This window comes from Rhodococcus sp. IEGM 1302, from assembly GCF_030056935.1.
GTDB lineage: Bacteria > Actinomycetota > Actinomycetes > Mycobacteriales > Mycobacteriaceae > Rhodococcus_F > Rhodococcus_F qingshengii.
The window spans coordinates 71,951-93,077 of sequence record NZ_JASHKY010000009.1; the positions used below are offsets into that span (position 1 = coordinate 71,951).

Consider the following 21,127-nt stretch of genomic DNA (forward strand, 5'->3'; position numbering starts at 1 on the left):
TTCTTGTTTCTGCTGTCATGAATGCGAATTATCGCTTCGGCTTTGTGAAAACGAAGACGCAGGACGAGACCTTACCTAGAATTCACTTACAAATATGTCGGGTGTCCGATCCAGGGATCGACGTATCCGTGAACTGTGAAAGTGAGTCGCAATGAAGCGCTCGTACCGAGTCCGCGCTCGAATCTGGATGGTTGTCCTGGCGTCGGCGACGCTGGTGGTGACGGGGTGCGCCGGTAGCAGCCAAGGTACGACCACGGATGCATCGGACGTGACGGTCGGAGTTGTCGGTGACCAGAACAACGGGGGAGAGCCGCGATCGGGTGGCACCGTGTCGTTTGCCACCTACAACGGGATCAGCAGTCTCGATCCGGCTGACCGTCAGGACGGCGGCGCTACCGGTGGTAGCGAAATGGCAGCCATCTACGACCTTCTCATGCGCTTCGATACGGCGGCGGGCGAATACGTCCCCCACTTGGCGCAGTCCTTGTCGGCCAACGGCGACAACACGGTGTGGACACTGAAATTGCGCGACGGCGTCACCTTCAGCGACGGCACTCCGATGGACAGTGCGGCAGTCCTGTGGAGCATCGATCACTATCTGCAGAAGAAGGGAACTCACGCGCTGGTGTGGAAGACCGCTGTGCGCGAGACGAATTCACCGGATCCGAGAACGGTCGTCTTTACATTGGCGCAGCCGTGGGACGAGTTCCCGATCATGTTCACCACCGGTCCCGGCATGATCGTCGCGCCCTCGTCGATGGCTACCGGCACGTTCACCCCGATCGGGGCAGGCCCGTTCACCGTCGAGAAGTTCGCCTCCCAGGACGAATTGGTGCTCGCTGCCCGTCCGACGTACTGGGACGGGGCGCCGTACCTCGAGAAGTTGCGCTTTCCCGCAATCGTCAACGAGAAGAGCAAACTGGAAGGATTGCACACCGACGGAATCCAGGTTGCCTATCTGAAGTCTCCCGACTTCATTCACGAGGCTTTCGAAGCCGGTGATCCCGGATTTGTGTACTCGGCCAGCATGGCCGGAGTTCTGGCAATCAATCAGCGCGACGATCGGGCAGCGAAGGACGAGCGCGTGCGTAAGGCGATTGTCGCTGCGGTGGACCCGAATACGTTCAACGAGCGAGTTCAGGGCGGCTTCGGCGAACCCGGCACCGACATGTTCGCGTCGTGGTCGCAGTGGCACGGATCGGTGGCCGGGAACGGCTTCGACCCCGAGGCGGCCAAGAAGTATCTCGCCGAGGCGAAGGCGGACGGTTACGACGGAAAACTGACGTACGTCGGGATGAACGATCCGGCGACGCAGCGCAGCGCACTGACGTTTCAGTCGCTCTTGCAGGCAGTGGGTTTCACGGTCGACATCACCTACGCAACCAGCATCAACGATCTGATTTCCATGCTGTACGCAAAGCACGACTACGACGTGTCCTACTTCGCGTTCAACGTGCTGGAAGAGTCACCGTTCGTGCGTATGTACGGCAACCTGTTCAGCGAATCGCCGTCGAACATCCTCGGTTACAAGAACGCTCGGATGGACGAGTTGCTCGGCAAGCTGCAAACAGCGTCGGGCGAGGATGAGCGGCGAGCCGTCATCGACGATATTCAGACCGTGGTCAACGAGACGGCGCCGATGGCCGTGGTCAACTCCGGCAAGGTCTTCATCCCGTGGCGCGAGAACGTCCACGGAGTGACCCCGAGTGCGGACGGGATTCTGCTCTTCGGCAACACGTGGTTGAGCTGACCCCCGTGCGCCTTTTTGGTAGTGCCCACTACCAAAAAGGCGCACCGGGGCTTTGCCCCTATAGCTCCGCTCGTACCAACTTCGCGGCTTCGACGAGGTTACGCAGTGACGCCTCGACCTCGACGGAACCGCGGGTCTTCAAACCGCAGTCCGGGTTGACCCACAACCGCTCGACAGGAACAGCTTTGAGTGCCTCACGCAGGGATTCGGCAATCTCGTCGACGCTCGGCACCCGCGGCGAGTGGATGTCGTAGACACCCGGGCCGACGCCGAGGTCGAACCCGACCGAACTGAGATCGTCGAGGACCTCCATGTGTGAGCGCGCCGCCTCGATGGACGTGACGTCCGCGTCGAGGCCGGCGATGGCGCCGATCACCGCTCCGAACTCGGAGTAGCACAGGTGCGTGTGGATCGCGGTGGAATCCGCGACGCCCGAGGTAGCCAACCGGAAGGCGCCGACCGACCAGTCCAGGTAGGCGCGCTGATCCTCGGCACGCAGTGGGAGTAGTTCTCGTAGAGCCGGTTCGTCAACCTGGATGATTCCGATTCCGGCGGCCTGCAGGTCGACGGTCTCGTCTCGAATGGCCAGTGCGACTTGATTTGCCGAGTCGGCGAGGGGTTGGTCGTCGCGGACGAACGACCAGGCCAGAATGGTGACGGGTCCGGTGAGCATGCCCTTGACCGGCTTGTCGGTCAGGGACTGCGCGTACGTGATCCAGTCGACGGTCATCTGTTTCGGGCGGGAGACGTCGCCGTACAGAATCGGCGGACGCACGCAGCGGGTGCCGTACGACTGGACCCAACCGTTGGCGGTGGCGAAGAATCCGTCCAACTGCTCCGCGAAGTACTGGACCATGTCGTTGCGTTCCGGCTCACCGTGAACAAGAACGTCCAGGTCCAGCTTTTCCTGGAGCGCAACAACTTCGGCAACTTCGGCGCGCATACGGTTGACGTACTCGGCTTCGTCGATCTCGCCCTTGCGCAGTGCTGCGCGAGCGATGCGGATCTTCGAGGTTTGCGGGTACGAACCGATAGTCGTCGTGGGCAGCGGCGGCAGAGAAAGCAGTTCGTCCTGGGCAGCGCGACGTTCGGCGGCGGGCGCGCGACCGGTCGCCGAGTTCAGCACGGCGGCCAGGCGTCCCCGAACACTCGCATCATTGAGTCTGCGATCGTCCTTGCGGGTCGACGCGGCCGCTCGTGCCAGAGCGAACTCGTCCTCCACCGACTCTCGGCCCTGTGTGAGAGCGGTTGCGAGAGTTACTACTTCCTTGACCTTCTCGGTGCCGAACGCGAGCCACGAGCGCAGGGCCTTGTCGACATCGGCCTCTGCGTCGAGAGTGTACGGAACATGCAGCAGGGAGCACGATGTGGAGACGGCAAGAGTATCCACGCTGCCCAACAGAGCACCCAACGTGCTCAGTGCCGAATCCAGATCCGACCGCCAGATGTTTCGTCCGTCGACCACTCCGGCGACGATTAGTTTGCGGGCGAGTTCAGGTACGGAGCCGATCGAATCCTGACCGGCCACCAGGTCGACGGCAAATCCTTCGACGCCGGTGGACGCAAGCGCGGGCAACGCGTCACGCAGCGAACCGAAGTACGACGCCAACAGGATCGACGGCCGCTCGGACAGCGCTGAAAGCTGTTCGTACGCAGCGCGTGCCGCTTCGATTTCCTCATCGGTGCGATCGCCCACGAGGGCCGGTTCGTCGAGCTGAACCCAGCTCGCACCGGCCTTCGCGAGCCGACCGAGTAGATCCGCGTAGAGGGGGAGTAGTTCGTCGAGTCGCGAGAGCAGCGGCTCGTCAGTGCCGACAGCCTTCGAGAGCAGCAGGAAGGTGACCGGTCCGATGACGACCGGGCGGGCTGCAATGCCGTCGGAAAGTGCTTCTGCCAGTTCGGACAAGACCTTGGACGGGTCGAGTGCGAACGTGGTGGACGGCGAGATCTCCGGCACCAGGTAGTGGTAGTTGGTGTCGAACCACTTCGTCATTTCGAGCGGCGCGATGGTGTCCGTCCCACGGGCAGCGGCAAAGTAGCGGTCCAACGGATCGGCGACCGACGCGACGCGGTCGGGCAGCGCGCCGAGAAGAACTGCGGTGTCGAGCATCTGGTCGTAGAAGGAGAAGGTATTGACCGGGACGGAGTCGAGGCCCAGGTCACGGAGGTCGGCCAAGCCCTGCCGACGGAGGTCACGGGCGACAGCCTGCAGGGCGTCGGCGTCGATGCGCCCTGCCCAGTAGCTTTCGGTTGCCCGCTTGAGTTCTCGATGAGGACCGATGCGCGGTGAGCCCAGCACGGTCGAAGTGAATGTTGTTGTCACGGAGTTTCTCCAGATTGCCAATGCACTGATGGCCACTGCCGGCAGACGGGTACACCTCACGAGACCCCGAGTTTCAGCGGGCAGCACTGCCCGCACCGCACACGAGGTCCGATGGAGATCTACACGCCCATTCCACGAGGCGGTGGACCGTCGGGCACGGCGTGCCCGACACAGTCGGCAGGTCTTCGGACTCGCGGGCACTCGATCGAGTTGGATCGAACCTACTGGCCGTCGCTTCCCAGGCGGATGCCCAGTGCACATGAACGGCGGTCGTTCCTGCTTACCGCTGCGGGACAGTCCCGGATTTTCACCGGGTTCCCTCTCACCCCGACAGCTTGCGCTGACGGAGCTTCGACGCCGGGACCGGTCTTCGGGGCTCCTCATGACCGTGCCGGGCGAACCAGCTGCATCGACCAGCATAAGGCCAACCCTCCCTGAGCAGTCAAGGAGAGTCGGCGAAGGGCGCTATGCGCGTGACATGTAGGAATTCGAGTCCGGTGGTACACGCGGAAGATTTTCGGAGGAACGTAGATTCTCCGCCATTTCGACAAGCAGATCCTGTGAAGACGGTGAGAGGTCGACGACACGGGAGGTGAGGTTCCGCAGGCGCACGTTGTGCAGCTGTTCGAGGAGGGAGAGGTCTGCCTCGCCACCTGAGATCGCGGGCGGAGTGTGATCGGACGGGGCGTAGAAGTAGTCCGGATGGACGTTGAAGAAGTGGGCGAGGGCGGCAACCACTTCGGGTGACGGATTGGTTCGGACGCCGGTGCGCAGTTGCGACAGGTACGGCGTGGAGATACGGCAGCCGAACTCGGTCATGCCGCGAACGACCATCGCGTTGGTGACGTGAAAGTCGGCAGTCTCGAACAGCGAGTTCAAGCGATCGTTGAACTGGTTCGACATGAGACGTCCCTTCCCCCGCTACGCACAGGCTCCGTCGATTCAATTAACTGCATCATAGCCAGGTATCGAACGATTAGCTGTTTCGGATTCTCGCGAAGCGGTCGTTTGCAGGGAAAATCCCTAGGGTAGAAGGTCCCTACTTTGAGTGATCTGGACAAATCGCCATCACGAATCGAACGGCGAACTATTTGCCGGGGAAGGCTATTCCAGACGCGCGGATCAGAGCCAGCCGTTCGACTCGGCGATTCTGACGGCTTCCGCGCGCGTCGACGCACCCGTCTTACCCATCGCGGATGACAGATGATTTCGAACTGTCCCGGCAGACAGGAAGAGCGCCCCTGCGATGGCTGCCACGGGTGCGCCGTCGTGAGCGGCGCGCAGTACTTGGGTCTCACGCTCCGTCAGGGGCGACTCGCCGCTGACGAGGCTGTCGGCCGCAAGGGTGGGATCGACGACGCGCAGTCCGGCGTGGACACGCCTGACCGCGTCGGCAAGCTGCCTGGCGGGGGTGTCCTTGACGACGAACCCGCCGGCCCCGGCGTGCAGGGCTTTACGAAGAAATCCGGGACGGCCGAACGTGGTGACGATCAGAACCCGGGTGTCGGGCGCTGCCTCGCGAAGGGCCGCCGTCGCGGCGATTCCGTCCATGCCGGGCATCTCGACGTCCAGAAGCGCGACGTCCGGGCGGTGTTCGAGAACGGCGGACACCACCTCGTCGCCGCGACCGACCTCGGCCACCACGGACAGGTCGGATTCCAGATCGAGCAGCGCGGCCAAAGCTCCTCGCACGAGCGCCTGATCGTCCGCCAAGAGCAGCCGTATGGTTGCTCGATCGCCCTGGCTGTTCACTCTGTCTCCTGTTCGACTACCTGAAGTGCAAACCCCTGCGGCTGGGGATGAGTGATGATCACTCGTGCGCCCGACGCTCCGGCGCGCTCGCGCAATCCGATCAGACCGTTTCCGGAAGACGTCGACTCGGCCCCTCGTCCGTCGTCGACGACCGACGCACTATTCTCGTCGACCGTGATCCGGCAGTGGGTCGCACCGCTGTGTCGAACGACGTTGGTGACGCCCTCACGGATCGTCCATGCAAAGAGTTCCCGAAGACGCGTGGGAACCATGTCGGTGCTGCTCGGCACGTCGTCTTCGATACCTGCCGCACGCAAAGCCTCTCGCGCTCGGGCTATCTCGACGGGTAGCGAAATCCCACGAAATCCTTCGACGGCCGAGCGCACGTCTGCCAACGCGTCACGAGAAAGTCTTTCGAGGTCGTCGAGTTCGCTGCGTGCACGTTCGATATCGACATCGAGTAGGCGATTGGCCAGTTCGGCTTTGATCGTGATGACGGTCAGCGAGTGCCCGAGGATGTCGTGCAGATCGCGCGCCATCCTCGTTCGCTCCTCCATGATTGCCCGCTGCTCCTGCTCTTCGCGTTCATGGAGTATGGCGAAGTTGCGGCTGATCAGGGACATGATTCCCCAGGTCGCGAACGCGGCCGCGCAGACTCCGAGTGAGAGTCCGGAGTAGTTCCCCCATCCGGACGAGAGGCTGACTATCTCCACGGAGGCCGCGAACACCAAGGCGAGAATGCCGCCGGCGACGGTCGGCAACAGTGTCACCGCTGTCACCGCGAGGTACGGTGCTGCTGCCAAACCTGTCGGCCCGACGCTCACGATCATCACGGCGGCCAACGCGGTCAAGGCGGCCAAAGCCAGTGCAGCTTCGCGAATCGTCGGCCGAGTCATTGTCATTCGACGCCGCTGCTGCGTTGTGGCGAACGTGTAGAGATAGAGCGCACTGAAGGCGACGGTCGCGAGAATCCCTGTCCAGCCGCGCAGTTCGTCGCGCAGATTCCATCCCTCGATCAGCGGCCCGCCGAGAAATACCATCCAGACCGCCGCGAAGAGAACGCCGAAACGATTCCGCCGCGGGAGCGCGACGGAATCTTCTCGGTCAGTCGTTTGCGACAACTACACACGCTCCGTATCTCGTTGGAACCGCCAGATCGCTCCGCCGGCGAAGATGGCGAACCACACCAGGATATTGACGATCCAGGTCCAGTGAATGCTATTGCCCGTCAACGGTGCGTGGGCGAGGGCGTTGATGCCGAACATCGGGGTGAACTGTGCGATGGTCGCCCATACGGAACCGTCGGTGAGTGGTACGAAGAGTCCGCCGCCGAATGCGAGCAGAGCCAGTCCCGGTCCGAGCAACTGCATGACGTTCTCACTGGGGAGTAGGTACCCCATGAACAGGCCGAAGGCCGCGAAGATCGACGATCCCAGCCAGGCGATCAATGCCGTTGTGAACCAGAGTGATCCGTCCATCTGCGCCGAGGTGAACGCGCCGACGACGTAGACCACGAGAATCGAGACGAGACCGAGCAGCATCGCCATGATCAGTTTGACGGCGATGTAGGCGACCGGGGTCAGGGGAGTCAGCCGAAGTTGTCGGCTCCACCCGGACGCTCGTTCGATCGAGACCATCGCGCCGCCGCTGGTGGTGGCCAGCATCGCGCCGTACAGGGCCATGCTGATCATGATGTACGCGGCGACATTGCCGTGCCCGATCCCGTGGTCGTCGTCGCCTTGACCGAGACCGAAGACGAGGAAGAAGACAACCGGCATGACGAGCGTGAAGATCATCGTGCGCCGGTTGCGAGTCAGGCGACGAAATTCCAGTCGCAGTAGCGTCGTGTTGAATCCGCCGAGAGGTACGACGGTTCGCTCGGCTCCGTAGGTATTCGCTTCGGTTGCAGTGGTCATCACTTCTGTCCTTCGGAGTTGTTCGACGTGAGTGCGATGAATGCGTCTTCGAGGCCACGCGAGACGATTTCGAGATCGCGAGCCTGCGTATTGGTCAACAGGAACCGTGCAACGGCATCGGTGTCGCCCGAGTGCACGAGCAGCGACTCACCGCGCACCTCGACGGCGTCGGAGTTCGGTATGGCTCGCAGGAGTTCGTCGGTGATGCCTGGAACAGTCGCGCGCAGGGTGCGCCCGGACGCCATCGCCTTGACCTCGGCGGTGGTCCCGTCTGCGACCACGGTGCCTTGCCTGACCAGGATGATGCGGTCGGCGTGGACATCGGCCTCTTCGAGGTAGTGCGTCGCAAAAAGCACAGTGCGACCGTGATCTGCGTCGGCGCGGATGGCGGACCAAAAGTCCCGACGCCCTTCGACGTCCATACCGGTGGTGGGCTCGTCGAGAATGAGCAATTGCGGGTTCGACAGCAACGCCATCGCAAATCGCAACCGCTGTTGTTGTCCGCCTGAGCATTTGCTGACCAGGCGATCGGAGATGTCGAGGATTCCGGCTCTCCCCAGCACTTCGTCGACCGGACGGGATTGGGAGTACAGGCTGGCGGTCAGCTGCACAGTCTCGGCAACCGTCAGCTCTTTCAGTAGTCCGCCGGTCTGCATGACTGCCGAGACGAGTCCGCGGGCAATCGCCGATCGAGGTGACATTCCGAAGACGCTCACCTCGCCTGACGTCGGCCGGGACAGGCCGAGGATCATGTCGATGGTTGTCGTCTTGCCTGCGCCGTTCGGGCCGAGGAACGCGACGATCTCGCCGGGGCGGATGCTCAGGTCGATACCTTTGACGGCGTCGACGGTTCCGAAACTCTTGCGAAGTCCGGTCAACCGGACGGCGTCGTGTGCCGATCCTTCAGTGAGTGTGTGCAGTGCCTGTGGTGAATGCCGTGCCTGTGTTGAGGTCATACATAGAATCTGCTCGCTTCGAGGTCGTGATCCCTCGTCCGTCCGTCATTCTTCTGCCATGACATTTGTCATCGGGTCGGCCGGTATCTGTTTCGGTGCAACCTGGCCGAGGCGCGCGAGGACCAACCCCGCGATGATTGCTGCGCCACCTACAGCTTGGAGTGCGGTGACGGATTCCCCGACCAGGATCCACGCGGCGACGACCGCGCACAGCACTTCGGTCAGCGCTACCAGAGACCCGATTGTCGGCCCCAGCAGCGTGATCGCGGCGATGCCGGTGAGATAGGCAATGACAGTGCTGACCAGGACCAGGACCACCACCGGCAGCCACACGTTCACCGAATGGTCTGCCACGACGGCGTTCGAGGCCGAGAACTGGAGGGGGAGGACGCCTACGAGTCCGAGCGCGCCGATGACCACTGCACTGACCGTGAGCCCCGATGCCGCGAGAACAACTGGATGGAGATCACCGTCCGCACGTTCGGAAATGACGAAATAGACTGCAAGGCATGCCGCGGCGGCCAGTCCCCAGGCGACTCCGACGGCACTGATCTCTGCCGATCCGAAGACGTCGATCACCACGGCGGCGCCGATCAAGGCCACCGCCGCACCGAGAAGCGTCTGCACGCTCGGACGTGCGCCCTTGGTTATCCACACCCACCCGATGACGATGATCGGTGCAAGGTACTCGAGAAGCAATGCGACGCCGACCGAAAGATGTTGCACGGCATTGAAGAAGCACAGTTGAACGCCCGAGATCGCGAACACCCCGTACAGCAGTACCGTTCGCGTGTGGGTGCTCGCCTGTCGTAGGCGAGGCCATTGGGTGGCTACGGCGATCACCATCATCACCAGTGCGCCGGCGGCAACGCGCGCGAACACTGCGCCGCCGGGGGACCACCCTGATTCGATGAGAGATTTCGCGAACGGGCCCGATACGCCGAACGTTGCCGCGGACAGCAGGGCGAAGATCAAGCCGTTGCGAGAGTTCACGTCGTCACCCGTCAGGAGTAAAAGCGATTACGATGCTGACATTAGGTTGATACGGCTCAGGAGTCAAAGTGCATTTTGCTGGTGACACGGAATCGGCGCTCGTCTTCGCCGCGTCGTTGGTCAACACGGCCCGCGGCGGGGCCGAACTGCTTCCGGATCAAGAGGAGCTGACACGGTTTCTCGACGCGGATCGCTGGACCGGCAGGCGGGACGGCACACCGGAGGAATTGACGGCGGTTCGTGCGCTGCGTCCACGACTGCGAAAGTTCTGGGAAGCCGCGGGAGTGGACGACGCCGTCGAGGTGGTGAACACACTGCTACTCGAATCGGGCGCGAGGCCGCGGCTCACCAGGCACGACGACCTCGGCTGGCACCTGCACGTCACCGCTGACGATTCGCCACTGGTGGACCGGATGGCCGCAGAAGCGGCGATGGGTGTGCTCGATCTGATCCGAACCGACGAATTCTCGAGGTTGCGATGGTGCGAGGCCCCGGACTGCGAAGCGGTCTTCGTGGATTTGTCGCGCAATCGTTCGAAGCGATACTGCGACACCGGGAACTGTGGGAACAGGGCGCACGTCGCCGCCTATCGTGCCCGTAAATCCGGGGCGTGACCAAGCGGCGTTCGGAGGGATAGAACCAGGCTGAGTGAATACCTTGTCGGGAGCCAGGATCGGTCTAGCGTTGTGAATTCGGAACAGATTTCGCGAAGCCAGGAGGATGGTCGGTGGCCGATCGTAGGCGTCCACTCAAGACGGTGACCGGTGTCAGCGGGGCGGTGAGTATCTACGACGCCGCGATCGATCCGACGACTTCGACGGTCGCGTCCGCGATCGACGTCGCAAAGACGGCCGAGGCGAACAAGATCGACGGACTGTTTGCCGCCGACCTGCTGAGTTTCGGTGCGCAGGGCGCGATCGGTGCGCAGGAGCCGTTGATCTTCCTTGCCGCGCTGAGTGCGGTCACCACCCATGTGGGGCTCATCGCCACCGTCACGACGACGTTTCATCACCCATTCAACCTGGCACGGTTGTTCGGCACCCTGGACCACGTCAGCAATGGTCGAGCCGCATGGAATGCCGTCACTTCCTCACTCGGAGAAGAGAACTACAGCGACCTGGACCTGCCGAGTCCGGAGGAGCGGTACGCCCGAGCGGCCGAATCGCTCGAGGTGGTCAACGCGCTCTTCGACAGCTGGAAGCCCGGCGCCTTGATCCGGGGAGAGGGCTCTGCGGTGCTGGATCCGTCGAGGGTGGTCCCCATCGAGCACCGAGGCAAGTACTTCACCGTGCAGGGGCCGTTGAACATTCCATCCCTGCCGCAGCGTCGTCCGGTCCAATTCCAGGCAGGCCAATCTGCCGGAGGTATCGAACTGGGTGCTCGCTTCGCCGAGGTCGTATTCACTTCTCTCGCAACCTTCGAGGACGCGGTCACCTACACGAAGACGATCCGCGCCAGGGCGGCAGAGTTGGGGCGTGGGGACGAACTGCCACTGATTTTCAGCTCGTTCCACGCAACGTACGGCGCTACCGAAGCCGAAGTCGAACGATTGGTCAGAGAAGCCGAGGAATCGACGGACTTCGACGCCGGACGCACCAGGCTTGCCGACATGTTCGGCGGCGGCGTGGATTTCTCGGAATTGCCGCTGGATCGGCCGATCCCGGAGTCGTTGTTGCCGGACCCGTCGTCGGTGAATCGACGACGGGGCCGGGTCGAGATCTTCGGCAAGCTCGCATCACAAGGAAAGACTCTGCGTGAGTTGATCATCGCGTCCAAGGACACCGGCCACTGGGCAGCGGCGGGCACCCCGGAACAGCTCGCGGACGCGATCGAGGAACGATACGACGCGGGCGTACTCGACGTCATCACGCTCGGTGACCTTGCCGATCCGCGTACACGCGATTTCGTCACGAACGGGCTGCTGCCGGAGCTGCGCAAGCGCGGAATCGTGGGATCCGACTACGTCGGCGATACCTTTCGCGAGAACCTCGAGTTGCCACCGCTGCCACCGGTTTCCGGTGTCTAGTTGTTGGAAGCGAGTGAGCGCATGAAGAACATGAGGTTGGCCGGTCTTTCCGCGAGGCGACGCATGAAGTAGCCGTACCACTGGCTGCCGTAGGGAACGTAGACCCGCAGGTGATTGCCTTCGGCTACCAATCTGCGTTGTTCGCCGTCGCGGATGCCGAAGAGCATCTGGAACTCGAAATCCTCGGCTGTCCGCTCGGTCAGTGTGGCGAGTCCGAGGGCGGCGTCGATCATGGTGGGATCGTGGGAGGCCACCATCGGGTATCCGTCACCCTCCATCAAGACCTTCAGGCAACGCACGTACGACGCGTCGACTTCGGCGGCCTTTTGGAACGCGACGCCGGCCGGTTCCTTGTATGCACCCTTGCACAGCCGAATTCGTGAACCTGATCCGGAGAAGTGCCGGCAGTCGGCCTCGGTGCGGTGTAGGTACGCCTGCAGGACCGTGCCGAGCGTCGGGAAGTCGCGGCGCAACTCTTCGACGATGGACAGTGTCGAGTCGGTGGTGGTGTGATCCTCCGCATCGACGGTGACCCACGCGCCCACTTCGTCTGCCGCTGTGACGATTCGGTGAGCGTTCGCCAGGGCGATCTTCTCGCCGTCACCGGGAAGCGACTGCCCCAACGCGGAGAGCTTGAGCGAAACCTCCAGGGAGTGTTGCGTCCCGGCAATCTCGGAAAGCGTTGCGTACGAGCGGAGAAGGGAGAGATAGGCATCGACGGTAGCTGTTGCCTGAGCCGGATCGGTGGTGTCCTCGCCGAGGTAGTCGACCGTCACGAACCGGCCACTGGTGAGGATGTCGCGCACCGCTGACATCGCTGCGGGTTCCGCGTCCCCGGCGACGAACCTGTCTACAAGCTTGCGGGTCAAGGTCATCCCGGAGACTGTCTTCTCCAGTCGCGACGAGCGTGCCGCCGCGAGGAGCACCGGGCGCAGTGGGTTGCTCAGCGAGACGGCACTCATCAACGGTTCTCGCTCTCGGCTGGATCGACGTCTTGGTGGGGGTAACGATGATCGGTGGGAGGAACGAAGGTTTCCTTGACGGTGCGTGTCGACGCCCAACGGAGCAGATTCTGCGGCGAACCGGCCTTGTCGTTGGTACCCGAAGCCCGCGCACCTCCGAAGGGTTGTTGTCCGACAACCGCTCCCGTCGGCTTGTCGTTGACGTAGAAGTTTCCGGCGGCGAACCGCAGGCCATGATGAGCTTGATCGACGGCCGCACGGTCGGTGGCGATCACGGCGCCGGTCAGGGCGTAAGCGGATCCGCTGTCGACGCGCGCGAGGATGTCGGCGTAGGCATTGGGTGCGGAGTCGTCGTAGACGTGAAGCGAAAGGATGGGACCGAAGTACTCGGTGCTGAAGGCTTCGTCGCTCGGGTCGTCACCGAGTAGGACCGTCGGTGAGATGAAGAATCCTTCACGGTCGTCGTAGTCGCCGCCTGCTGCGATGGTGAGGCTGCTGGTCGACTTGGCGCGGACGATCGCGGCGGCGTTTCGGTCGAACGAACGTTGGTCGATGACGGCGCCGCCGAAGTTCGTCAGGTCGGTGACGTCTCCGTACTTCAGCGACGACACAGTGTCGATGAACCTGTCGCCCATCTTGGCCCACACCGACTTCGGGATGAACGCCCGTGATGCGGCCGAACATTTCTGGCCCTGGTAGTCGAAGGCCCCGCGAATCAATGCCGTCGTGAGTACGTCCGGGTCAGCGGAACTGTGTGCGAGTACAAAATCCTTGCCGCCGGTTTCGCCGACGAGACGCGGATACGTCCGGTAGTTCGAGATGTTGGCTCCGACCTCACGCCACAAACGCTGGAACGTTGCGGTGGATCCGGTGAAGTGGATACCCGCCAGTCGGGGGTCGGCAAGCGCGACCTCGGACACCAAGGGGCCGTCGCCGAGAACAAGATTGATCACCCCGGGCGGGAGGCCGGCAGCTTCGAGTAGTTGCATCGTCAGGTACGCCGCGACGGCCTGCGTTGGTGACGGCTTCCAGATCACGGTGTTGCCCATCAGGGCCGGTGCTGTGGGGAGATTTCCGGCGATGGCGGTGAAATTGAAGGGAGTGATCGCGTAGACGAAACCTTCGAGTGGACGATATTCGACGCGATTCCACACTCCCGGAGCGGAAACGGGTTGGTCGGCGAGTATCTGACGTGCGAACGCGACGTTGAAACGCCAGAAGTCGATCAGTTCGCAGGGCGCGTCGATCTCGGCCTGGTATGCGGTCTTCGACTGGCCGAGCATTGTTGCGGCGGCGATGGTTTCGCGCCACGGGCCGGAAAGTAGATCGGCGGCGCGGAGGAAGACCGCAGCGCGGTCGTCGAACGAGAGGTCGCGCCAGGCCGGGGCGGCGAGTGTAGCGGCGTCGATGGCATCACGAACATCCGAGTGCGTTGCGCCCGCAAACGATCCGATGACCGAGCTGTGACGGTGTGGTTGAACTACGTTCTGTCGCTTACCTTCCGCAGTTCGGTGGATGCCGCCGATGACCTGCCTGATGTCGGTCGGCGATTCGGCCAGTTCGGTCAGTTTCGTACGGAGGCGCGATCGTTCCGGGCTTCCCGGCGCGTAATTGTTCACCGGTTCGTTGGCTGGGTGGGGGACATTGGTAACGGCGTCCATGACGATCCTTCGGCAGACTCAGGAGTGGGCAGTTGTCGTGTCGTGAACCAGTCAAGTCGAAAGACGTCGGCGAGTAATCCGCTGAGCGGCCAAACATCGGTGTCCGTGTTTGTCCGATCGGCTGAACCGTTTTCGCAGGAAAATGCACTATTCTCGAAGTTGAGGCGTTGCGACGGTCCGGAGAGTGGGTGGTACGTGTCTATCCGTGGGGTCAGGCTCGACGCGGTCCTTCGGGCGCTGGGCGGAGCTTTTGTCGAGCTCGTCCTCGCGCCGTCAGGTGATGACGTCTTCGTCGACTCCGTGGTGTTCGCAGAGGTCGGGGACCTCACGCGCCCCAGAACCGCGGCCGTCGAATCCTCTGAGCTCTGGCTCGCTGTCGGTATCGGCGCAGCCGAATTGGCGGCCTGGCTGAACCGCCTCGATCAGAAGGGATCAGCGCCTCGGGCCGTCATGTCGAAGGAGGCCTCGGACACGTCGGTGCGTGCGGCGGCACAGCGCGCCGGGATCGCCTTGATAGCGGTCCATCCGGATGCTCGTTGGGATCGATTGTTCACGACCATCCGGGGCGTGCTCGATCATTCGGTGTCCCGACAGGATTCGGACGACATCGTATTCGGGAGTGACACAGACTTGTTCGAGCTGGCGCAGAACGTCGCCGCAATCACGCGGGGGATGGTCAGCATCGAGGACGAGCATTCCCACGTCTTGGCCTATTCGGCATCGGGAGATGCTGCGGACGAGCTACGTCGGCAATCAATCCTCGGCCGCGAAGGACCTCGCGAATACCTCAGAAAGCTACAGGAGTGGGGCGTCTTCGAGAGCCTGCGGCGAAGCGACGACGTAGTGGAGGTGCCCGCTCACGACGACCTTGCGATCAGGCGACGGTTGGTGGTTCCGATTCGGAGAATATCCGACAATGTCAAGGGGGAGAGCGGTTTCAGCTCTGATCTTCTCGGCACGATCTGGGTGCAGGAAGGCCCGGTTCCCATTGCCGGCGATGCCGACAGCGTGCTCCGCGGTGCCGCGGCCGTTGCTGCTCGGCTGATTTCGCGCATCCGAGACGCGCCGAGTAACGAGGCGATACAGATTCAGCGGTTGCTCGGGGTTCGCGGCGGCGGTGTCGACGTTCCTTCGCTCGCGGCCTCGTTGACCATCCCGATGTCCGGACCGGCGATGGTGGTCGGAGTGGCGAGTATCGGAAACGGTGGGCTGCCGTCTTCGGGCGAACTCGTGTCGTCTTTGCGACTGCACGCCAGCGCCTTTCAGCGTGAATCGCTGGTGAGTGCCGTCGGCACCCGGATCTATGTGCTGTTTCCGCGAACCCAATCCGTGAAATCCACAGTCTCGTGGACCCGCGAAGTTGTCGCGCGTTTGGACAAGGTGTCGCCTTCGGGGCTACGGGCCGCGGTCTCGTCGCCGGTTTCGACGCTTGCGGAGGTGGCCCAGGCTCGGGCCGAAGTGGATCGGGTCTTGGACGGAACGTCGGGGGATGTTCGTGTGACCACCCTCGCGGACTCGCGCACACCGGTGCTGCTGGGCGAAATCATGGACACCATTGCGGCCGACGAGCAACTGCACGATCCGAGAGTCGACGCCCTGGACGTCTACGACAGACGCAACGGGTCGAACATGCGCGAAAGCATCTCCGTTTACCTCGCACATTCGGGCGATGTCCGACGTGCATCCGAGCAGCTTCGGATTCACCCGAACACCCTCAGGTATCGGATCAAGAGGGTCGAGGAGATCACGGATACCGACCTCTCCGAGCCGTCGGCCAGGCTGTTGATGGAGATTCAGTTGGCGGCGTCTGCTCGGGCAGTGAGTTCGCCGAACCTGTCGGACCCCAGCAGTACTCTTCGCGAATGATCGACTCAGCGAAGGTGCCAGGCGCAGCGCGCGCGTATTTCGACGGCGGCGACGTCCGCGGCGTTTTCACCGAAGACGCAGTGGTTCGTGACGACGGCCGGACGTATGTCGGGATCGAAGAAATCGTGGCGTGGAAGTCGGCCGTGTCGACGGCGTTCACCTTCACCCAGAAGATCGAGTCGGTCAACACCCCAGGCTCGGCCGTTGTCGTGTCGGTGAAGGTCGAGGGTGATTTTCCCGGAAGCCCCGTCCAGTTACATCACCATTTCACTCTCGACGGTGATCGGATTTCCGCTCTCACGGTGTGCCCCTGATGCCCACCGCTGACGAACTGCTCGGGAAATCCGTCGTCGCCGATCTGGCAGGCTGTCTAGAGCGAGCCTCCGGTCACACACGCCTCGCCCTCGTTCGGGGTAGTACATCCGAATTCGACGGTATGAGTCTCGGCGAACGTACGCGCGTTGTGCGGGACGCGATGACTGCCGAACTGCCTCAGGATCTTCCGGCCTTCGCCGAGATCATCCGCCGTGCGCTTTCAGAAGAGACCTTCACCGGTTGGATGATCTGGCCGGTGACCGAAGCCGTCGCCGTCACGGCGACACGAAGTGGCTCCGAGTCGGATTTCGACGAGGGAATGGCTCTGCTTGCCGAGTTGACGTCGCGTCTGACGGCCGAATTCGCAATTCGCTCATTTCTCGAAACGAACCTTGACCGTTCGCTGGCGATCGCACTCACCTGGACCGGCCATGAAGACGAACACGTCCGGCGCTTGGCGACCGAAGGCACTCGTACTCGTTTGCCCTGGGGAAGACGAGTGAAAGAATTGACGGCGCGTCCCGAGTCGACAATCGTCATTCTCGACGAGCTGTATCGGGATGATTCGGAATATGTACGACGTTCGGTCGCAAACCATCTCAACGATCTCAGTCGTGCTGACGCTGCGCTCGCAGTATCGACTGCGAAGCGTTGGCTGCAGACACCGGATTCCAACACACTGAAAATCGTCAAACATGCATTGCGGACGTTGATCAAGGCCGGCGATCCAGATGCTCTGTCCCTCTTGGGGTTCTCGCCGCCCACCGACGTCGTGCTCGAGGGGTTCGTCATCGACCGCGAAACAGTTCATGCGGGTGGAGAACTCACCTTCGACTTCGCCGTCACGAACAACGGCAGCGAGTCCGTCACCGTCGTGATCGATTACATCGTCCACCACGTGAAGGCCAACGGGACCACGACGCCCAAGGTCTTCAAACTGACAACACGAACGCTGGAACCCGGGGTGCCGGCCCGTATCGCGAAGAGGCATTCCTTCAAACCGATCAGCATCCGGAAGTACTACGCCGGCGAACATGCCGTCGAGGTGCAGATCAACGGCGTACGCCAGGTGCGAGGTGTATTCCGTTTGGACGTGTGAGGAGATCCGGCCTAGACGCGGAGACCGGCAAATATCGGGATCGGGGCTATGCGGACCGTCGTCCAGATCAACACGAGTGTCAAGATCACAGCCGGTGACCAGCGCAACTGATGCCAGAGCATGACGGGTCTTCCACGGGTGCGGGCGGTCGTCCACGAGACGTACGTGAACGCCAGTGCAAGCAGCATCACGAGGCCAAAGGCATTGAAACGCATCGCTGCACCGAAATCGCCGTGGATGAGGCTGTACACCATCCGAGTGCTACCGCAACCGGGACAATTGACGTTGAACAGCGCTTTGGTCGGACAAACGGGAATGACCCCACCAGGTGTGGTGGGGTCACTCCAGGAGATGAAGGCGCACAGCGCAATTGCCGTGAACGCAACTGCCGCTGGCGCCTTCAGTGCGGCGAGTCGTGATATGTCATCGTTCTCGGTGTCACCACAATTCGGTGTCATTGCAGTTCGGTGTTTGGCCGTCGATCAGTGTCGCCGGTCGGCGTCGGCGGTCACAGGGAACTCGATCCGGCAAGGACGACGACAAAAAGGAAGTACAGAACAGCGACGGCAACACCTGCGCCGACTGACCACAAGGCGAACTTCTTGGCATCGTCAGCTGATTTTCGCGCAGCGTCGAACTGACCTTGCGCCCACAAAGTGTTGACCTGGCTTGATTTGACGATCGAGACGATGCCGAGCGGGAGGCAGCAGAACACTGTCACGAGAATCGCCCAGACCAGATTGTTGTCCGGCGGAGGGCCGACCGGTTGTTGCTGGCCGTAGTACGGGTTCTGCGTCATTGGTCACCTAGCGTTCGGAGAAACAGGGCGTTCGGAGAAACACCCTCTGACGTGCGAAGAGCACGGGCAGGTGACAACATAATCCGTTTCCGAGTGAGTCAGTATCGACTGTTCGTATGACAGAGAATCCGGTTGATTTCTGATTCGGAAGGCGATCCCGAAGACGTCAGCGCATGACCTGTACCTGCTCGGCGATGTCAGCGGCCAGGGCCATCGCAGTCAGAGCGAGGCCGTTGTTGAGGTCGTATCGCAGATGCCCGACATGGCCGTCCTGGACAGCGCGGACTCGTTTCCACGTGGGCGACTCGGCTTCCACAGCGTCGGGGTTCTGTAGCAAGACGAAGTCGGCCTGGTCGAAGATCGCAAGCTCCTCGAGGCTGTAGAAAGTCGAATCCTTCCGATCAGGTGCGGCATGGGCAGCGTCGGTCAAGACGTTCAAGCCGAGGTCCTGCGCAACCGAGACGGCGAACGTGTTGTTCTGCAGCCAGATCTGACCGCTGTCTGCGCCGGCGATCGCAATCGACTTGCCTTCGAGGAGACCACCGATCTTGGCCCGCGCTTGCGCAAGTTCGGCGTTGTATCGGGCGATGACGCGTTCGGCGACTTCGCGGCGATCGAGAGCCGTGAGCTGCGCGGTCATGGCCTGCTTCCACGACGAGCTCGTCGTGCCCTCGTCGACGACGAGCACCGGTGCGATGTCAGTGCCGAGCAGGCCCTTGTCCTGGTAGTAATTCCACCAGCCTTTCCCGACGACCAAAAGATCGGGGTCGTGGCTCAGTATCGATTCGGCATTCGGTTCGTTGTTCGTCCCACCGAGGCGAGCCGCGCCGGCGGGTACCTGGCGCATGAGTTGAGACTTAGGATCCCAATTGGTCGCGACGATCGGGTACTCGGCAAGTAGTGCAAAATCGAGGGCGCCTCGAGCTTCGAGCACCACGACGCGCTTGGGGTCCCGCGGGAGGCGGTAGGCCTGGTCCGCGACGACGATGTCGACCCACTCGTCGGAGGCTTCGGTGCCGCTGGATTCGCCCGAACATGCAGAGAGTGCGCCTAGTGTACCGAGCGCCGCCGCACCGGCCAGGAATCCGCGTCGTGTCAAGGAATCGATCAGACGGGTGAACTCGCCGTCCACATCTCTTGTCGACTGCAAGGGGGTATCGGTCGCAAAAGGGGACACCGTCGGGTGGAAGGTTTCGGTCGATTCGATCACAGGCATGAGAAGGCGCAGCTCCATCTGATGTTCCGGGCATTGGCAGGTGCCTGACCAACGTATTCGAATTCCGTAGCCGGAGCCTTGCTCGAAAGCGCCAATCGCTCAGCGGATTTGGCCATTCGTCACGGATTCGTGCCACGGGACGCTCCCCTCGGATTCGGCTCGTCGTGGAGGGGCGCGCCCATCTGATCCGAACTCGAGGTATCGTGGCCGACATGCAGCGCGTCTATTTCTGGTTTAGCAGGCCGGCCCCGGGTGGGCCTGCCGGCGTAACCACGCGCTGACAACCTCCACCCAAGAGCCGGACTACAGACCGGCTCGCTGGAGTTTCTCTTCATCTCTGGGGTCGGCCTGAGAACAGGAAACCGAAAACCCCATGACTGTCACCATCGACACCACCACAGCTTCGGACAGCCTCGACGATCAGCGCACTGTGAGTATCAGTCCGCTCGTGTCACCGGCGACTGTTCGTGCTCAGCACGCTCCGGACGAGGTCGCCGCCGCCACTGTGCGCACCGGTCGGGCCGACACCATCAACATCCTCAACGGTGACGACGATCGTTTGATCGTCGTAGTCGGTCCGTGCTCTGTGCACGATCCGGAAGCGGCGATGGACTACGCCCGCCGGTTGGCCGCCAAGGCCGACGAACTGCGGGACGATCTGCACATCGTCATGCGCGTCTACTTCGAAAAGCCGCGCACCACACTCGGGTGGAAGGGCCTGCTCAACGATCCCCACCTCGACGGCACGTTCGACATCAACACCGGGCTCGGTATCGGCCGCAAGTTGCTTCTCGACGTGTCGAGCCTGGGCCTGCCTGTCGGCTGCGAGTTCCTTGATCCGATCATGCCTCAGTACATTGCCGACCTGGTCAGCTACGGTGCGATCGGCGCCCGGACCGCCGCCAGTCAGGTTCACCGTCAGCTGTGCAGCGCGCTGTCCATGCCCGTCGGTATCAAGAACTCCACCGAAGGTGATGTGCAGGTAGCCGTCGACGGCACCCGCGCCGCGGCAGCGAGCCACGTGTTCCCCGGAACGGACCTCGACGGCCAGGCTGCCTTGATCCGTACCGCGGGCAACCCCGACTGCCATGTCATTCTTCGTGGCGGTAGCGACGGACCGAACTACGATGCCGAGACAGTCGCGGACACCCTTGCCCGCCTGCGTAAGTCGAACCTGCCCGAGCGCGTGGTCATCGACGCGAGCCACGGTAACAGCAGCAAGGACCATGAGCGTCAGGTCATCGTGCTCGACGACATTGCCCGACGTCTGACCGAGGGCGAGCAGGGAATCGCCGGCGTCATGTTGGAGAGTTTCATCGAGGCCGGCCGTCAGGACCTGACCTTGGGCAAGGCGGACGAGCTCACCTACGGCCAGTCGATCACCGACGCGTGCATCGACTGGTCCACCACCGCAGCGCAGTTGGATCGTCTGGCGCAGGCCGTTGCGGCTCGGAGGGGCTGACGCCCCCGTGCGCCTTTCTGGTAGCGCCAAC

19 protein-coding genes and 1 riboswitch are annotated in these 21,127 nt (G+C 62.5%); of the genes, 7 read left to right on the forward strand and 12 right to left on the reverse strand.

Annotated elements, in window-relative coordinates:
• Window positions 1–151: 151 nt before the first annotated feature.
• Window positions 152–1,750: an ABC transporter substrate-binding protein gene (locus QM609_RS15505; RefSeq protein WP_050654752.1), complete on the forward strand. Its 1,599-nt coding sequence runs from the start codon at window positions 152–154 to the stop codon at window positions 1,748–1,750.
• 58 nt (window positions 1,751–1,808) lie between these two features.
• Here the strand turns inward: QM609_RS15505 and metE are convergent, their stop codons facing one another.
• The 7 genes from metE to QM609_RS15540 all read right to left on the reverse strand — a co-directional run bounded on the left by metE (window position 1,809) and on the right by QM609_RS15540 (window position 9,690).
• Complete coding sequence (metE, locus tag QM609_RS15510; RefSeq protein WP_047271199.1) at window positions 1,809–4,073, reverse strand: 5-methyltetrahydropteroyltriglutamate--homocysteine S-methyltransferase; 2,265 nt, start codon at window positions 4,071–4,073, stop codon at window positions 1,809–1,811.
• A 159-nt stretch (window positions 4,074–4,232) separates the two neighbouring features.
• Window positions 4,233–4,457, reverse strand: a riboswitch (cobalamin riboswitch).
• Window positions 4,458–4,538: 81 nt separating this feature from the next.
• Entirely contained in the window at window positions 4,539–4,976 is a 438-nt protein-coding gene (locus tag QM609_RS15515; protein ID WP_030535308.1) for a helix-turn-helix domain-containing protein, read from the reverse strand.
• Between the two features lie 219 nt (window positions 4,977–5,195).
• On the reverse strand, window positions 5,196–5,825 hold the full coding sequence (locus QM609_RS15520; protein ID WP_003940330.1) for a response regulator transcription factor: 630 nt from the start codon (window positions 5,823–5,825) through the stop codon (window positions 5,196–5,198).
• Window positions 5,822–6,946 (reverse strand): sensor histidine kinase, encoded by a 1,125-nt coding sequence (locus QM609_RS15525; RefSeq protein WP_050654751.1) that lies wholly within the window; start codon window positions 6,944–6,946, stop codon window positions 5,822–5,824. Before QM609_RS15525 ends, QM609_RS15520 begins: the two co-directional genes overlap by 4 nt.
• Complete coding sequence (locus QM609_RS15530) at window positions 6,947–7,741, reverse strand: ABC transporter permease (RefSeq protein WP_019745005.1); 795 nt, start codon at window positions 7,739–7,741, stop codon at window positions 6,947–6,949.
• Entirely contained in the window at window positions 7,741–8,697 is a 957-nt protein-coding gene (locus tag QM609_RS15535; protein WP_283337305.1) for an ABC transporter ATP-binding protein, read from the reverse strand. Before QM609_RS15535 ends, QM609_RS15530 begins: the two co-directional genes overlap by 1 nt.
• 45 nt (window positions 8,698–8,742) lie before the next feature.
• Window positions 8,743–9,690 carry an EamA family transporter gene (locus QM609_RS15540; RefSeq protein WP_283337306.1) on the reverse strand — a complete coding sequence of 316 codons (948 nt, stop codon included), beginning with the start codon at window positions 9,688–9,690 and terminating at the stop codon, window positions 8,743–8,745.
• A 68-nt stretch (window positions 9,691–9,758) separates the two neighbouring features.
• Between QM609_RS15540 and QM609_RS15545 the strand changes: the two genes are divergently transcribed.
• Window positions 9,759–10,304, forward strand: a complete 546-nt coding sequence (locus QM609_RS15545) for a CGNR zinc finger domain-containing protein (RefSeq protein WP_003939872.1) — start codon at window positions 9,759–9,761, stop codon at window positions 10,302–10,304.
• A gap of 113 nt (window positions 10,305–10,417) precedes the next feature.
• Window positions 10,418–11,716 (forward strand): NtaA/DmoA family FMN-dependent monooxygenase, encoded by a 1,299-nt coding sequence (locus QM609_RS15550; RefSeq protein WP_050654749.1) that lies wholly within the window; start codon window positions 10,418–10,420, stop codon window positions 11,714–11,716.
• On the opposite strand, the gene QM609_RS15555 is transcribed toward QM609_RS15550, so the two are convergent.
• Together QM609_RS15555 and pruA are read right to left on the reverse strand one after the other, a co-directional pair.
• Complete coding sequence (locus tag QM609_RS15555; RefSeq protein WP_047271002.1) at window positions 11,713–12,678, reverse strand: proline dehydrogenase family protein; 966 nt, start codon at window positions 12,676–12,678, stop codon at window positions 11,713–11,715. The two genes, QM609_RS15550 and QM609_RS15555, sit on opposite strands and share 4 nt — an antisense overlap.
• A complete protein-coding gene (gene pruA / locus QM609_RS15560) occupies window positions 12,678–14,339 on the reverse strand; it encodes an L-glutamate gamma-semialdehyde dehydrogenase (protein ID WP_047271001.1) in 1,662 nt (553 codons plus the stop codon). Before pruA ends, QM609_RS15555 begins: the two co-directional genes overlap by 1 nt.
• A 195-nt stretch (window positions 14,340–14,534) precedes the next feature.
• On the opposite strand from pruA, the gene QM609_RS15565 reads away from it, so the two are divergent.
• From QM609_RS15565 to QM609_RS15575, 3 genes are read left to right on the forward strand one after another with little or no spacing between them, the layout of a single operon-like run.
• On the forward strand, window positions 14,535–16,205 hold the full coding sequence (locus QM609_RS15565) for a PucR family transcriptional regulator (RefSeq protein WP_047270998.1): 1,671 nt from the start codon (window positions 14,535–14,537) through the stop codon (window positions 16,203–16,205).
• A complete protein-coding gene (locus tag QM609_RS15570; RefSeq protein ID WP_007733586.1) occupies window positions 16,202–16,519 on the forward strand; it encodes a nuclear transport factor 2 family protein in 318 nt (105 codons plus the stop codon). Before QM609_RS15565 ends, QM609_RS15570 begins: the two co-directional genes overlap by 4 nt.
• On the forward strand, window positions 16,519–17,619 hold the full coding sequence (locus QM609_RS15575; protein WP_050654747.1) for a DNA alkylation repair protein: 1,101 nt from the start codon (window positions 16,519–16,521) through the stop codon (window positions 17,617–17,619). Before QM609_RS15570 ends, QM609_RS15575 begins: the two co-directional genes overlap by 1 nt.
• A gap of 11 nt (window positions 17,620–17,630) precedes the next feature.
• Here QM609_RS15575 and QM609_RS15580 read toward each other — a convergent pair whose 3' ends face one another.
• From QM609_RS15580 to QM609_RS15590, 3 genes are all read right to left on the reverse strand, one after another.
• Window positions 17,631–18,077, reverse strand: coding sequence for a DUF2752 domain-containing protein (locus tag QM609_RS15580; RefSeq protein ID WP_047270995.1), 447 nt, complete (start codon window positions 18,075–18,077; stop codon window positions 17,631–17,633).
• 50 nt (window positions 18,078–18,127) lie between these two features.
• Window positions 18,128–18,418, reverse strand: a complete 291-nt coding sequence (locus tag QM609_RS15585; RefSeq protein ID WP_003940575.1) for a CD225/dispanin family protein — start codon at window positions 18,416–18,418, stop codon at window positions 18,128–18,130.
• Window positions 18,419–18,584: 166 nt separating this feature from the next.
• On the reverse strand, window positions 18,585–19,634 hold the full coding sequence (locus QM609_RS15590) for an ABC transporter substrate-binding protein (RefSeq protein WP_050654839.1): 1,050 nt from the start codon (window positions 19,632–19,634) through the stop codon (window positions 18,585–18,587).
• A gap of 373 nt (window positions 19,635–20,007) precedes the next feature.
• Between QM609_RS15590 and QM609_RS15595 the strand changes: the two genes are divergently transcribed.
• Entirely contained in the window at window positions 20,008–21,096 is a 1,089-nt protein-coding gene (locus QM609_RS15595) for a 3-deoxy-7-phosphoheptulonate synthase (RefSeq protein WP_030535319.1), read from the forward strand.
• Window positions 21,097–21,127: the final 31 nt, after the last annotated feature.

Excerpts from the sequence above, each read along its gene's own strand:
- QM609_RS15595 (WP_030535319.1), top strand. The coding sequence starts at position 20,008 with ATGACTGTCACCATCGACACCACCACAGCTTCGGACAGCCTCGACGAT.
- QM609_RS15590 (WP_050654839.1), bottom strand. The coding sequence starts at position 19,634 with ATGCCTGTGATCGAATCGACCGAAACCTTCCACCCGACGGTGTCCCCT.
- QM609_RS15530 (WP_019745005.1), bottom strand. The coding sequence starts at position 7,741 with ATGACCACTGCAACCGAAGCGAATACCTACGGAGCCGAGCGAACCGTC.
- QM609_RS15505 (WP_050654752.1), top strand. The coding sequence starts at position 152 with ATGAAGCGCTCGTACCGAGTCCGCGCTCGAATCTGGATGGTTGTCCTG.
- QM609_RS15570 (WP_007733586.1), top strand. The coding sequence starts at position 16,202 with ATGATCGACTCAGCGAAGGTGCCAGGCGCAGCGCGCGCGTATTTCGAC.
- QM609_RS15580 (WP_047270995.1), bottom strand. The coding sequence starts at position 18,077 with ATGACACCGAATTGTGGTGACACCGAGAACGATGACATATCACGACTC.
- QM609_RS15515 (WP_030535308.1), bottom strand. The coding sequence starts at position 4,976 with ATGTCGAACCAGTTCAACGATCGCTTGAACTCGCTGTTCGAGACTGCC.
- QM609_RS15585 (WP_003940575.1), bottom strand. The coding sequence starts at position 18,418 with ATGACGCAGAACCCGTACTACGGCCAGCAACAACCGGTCGGCCCTCCG.
- QM609_RS15575 (WP_050654747.1), top strand. The coding sequence starts at position 16,519 with ATGCCCACCGCTGACGAACTGCTCGGGAAATCCGTCGTCGCCGATCTG.
- pruA (WP_047271001.1), bottom strand. The coding sequence starts at position 14,339 with ATGGACGCCGTTACCAATGTCCCCCACCCAGCCAACGAACCGGTGAAC.
- QM609_RS15535 (WP_283337305.1), bottom strand. The coding sequence starts at position 8,697 with ATGACCTCAACACAGGCACGGCATTCACCACAGGCACTGCACACACTC.
- QM609_RS15555 (WP_047271002.1), bottom strand. The coding sequence starts at position 12,678 with ATGAGTGCCGTCTCGCTGAGCAACCCACTGCGCCCGGTGCTCCTCGCG.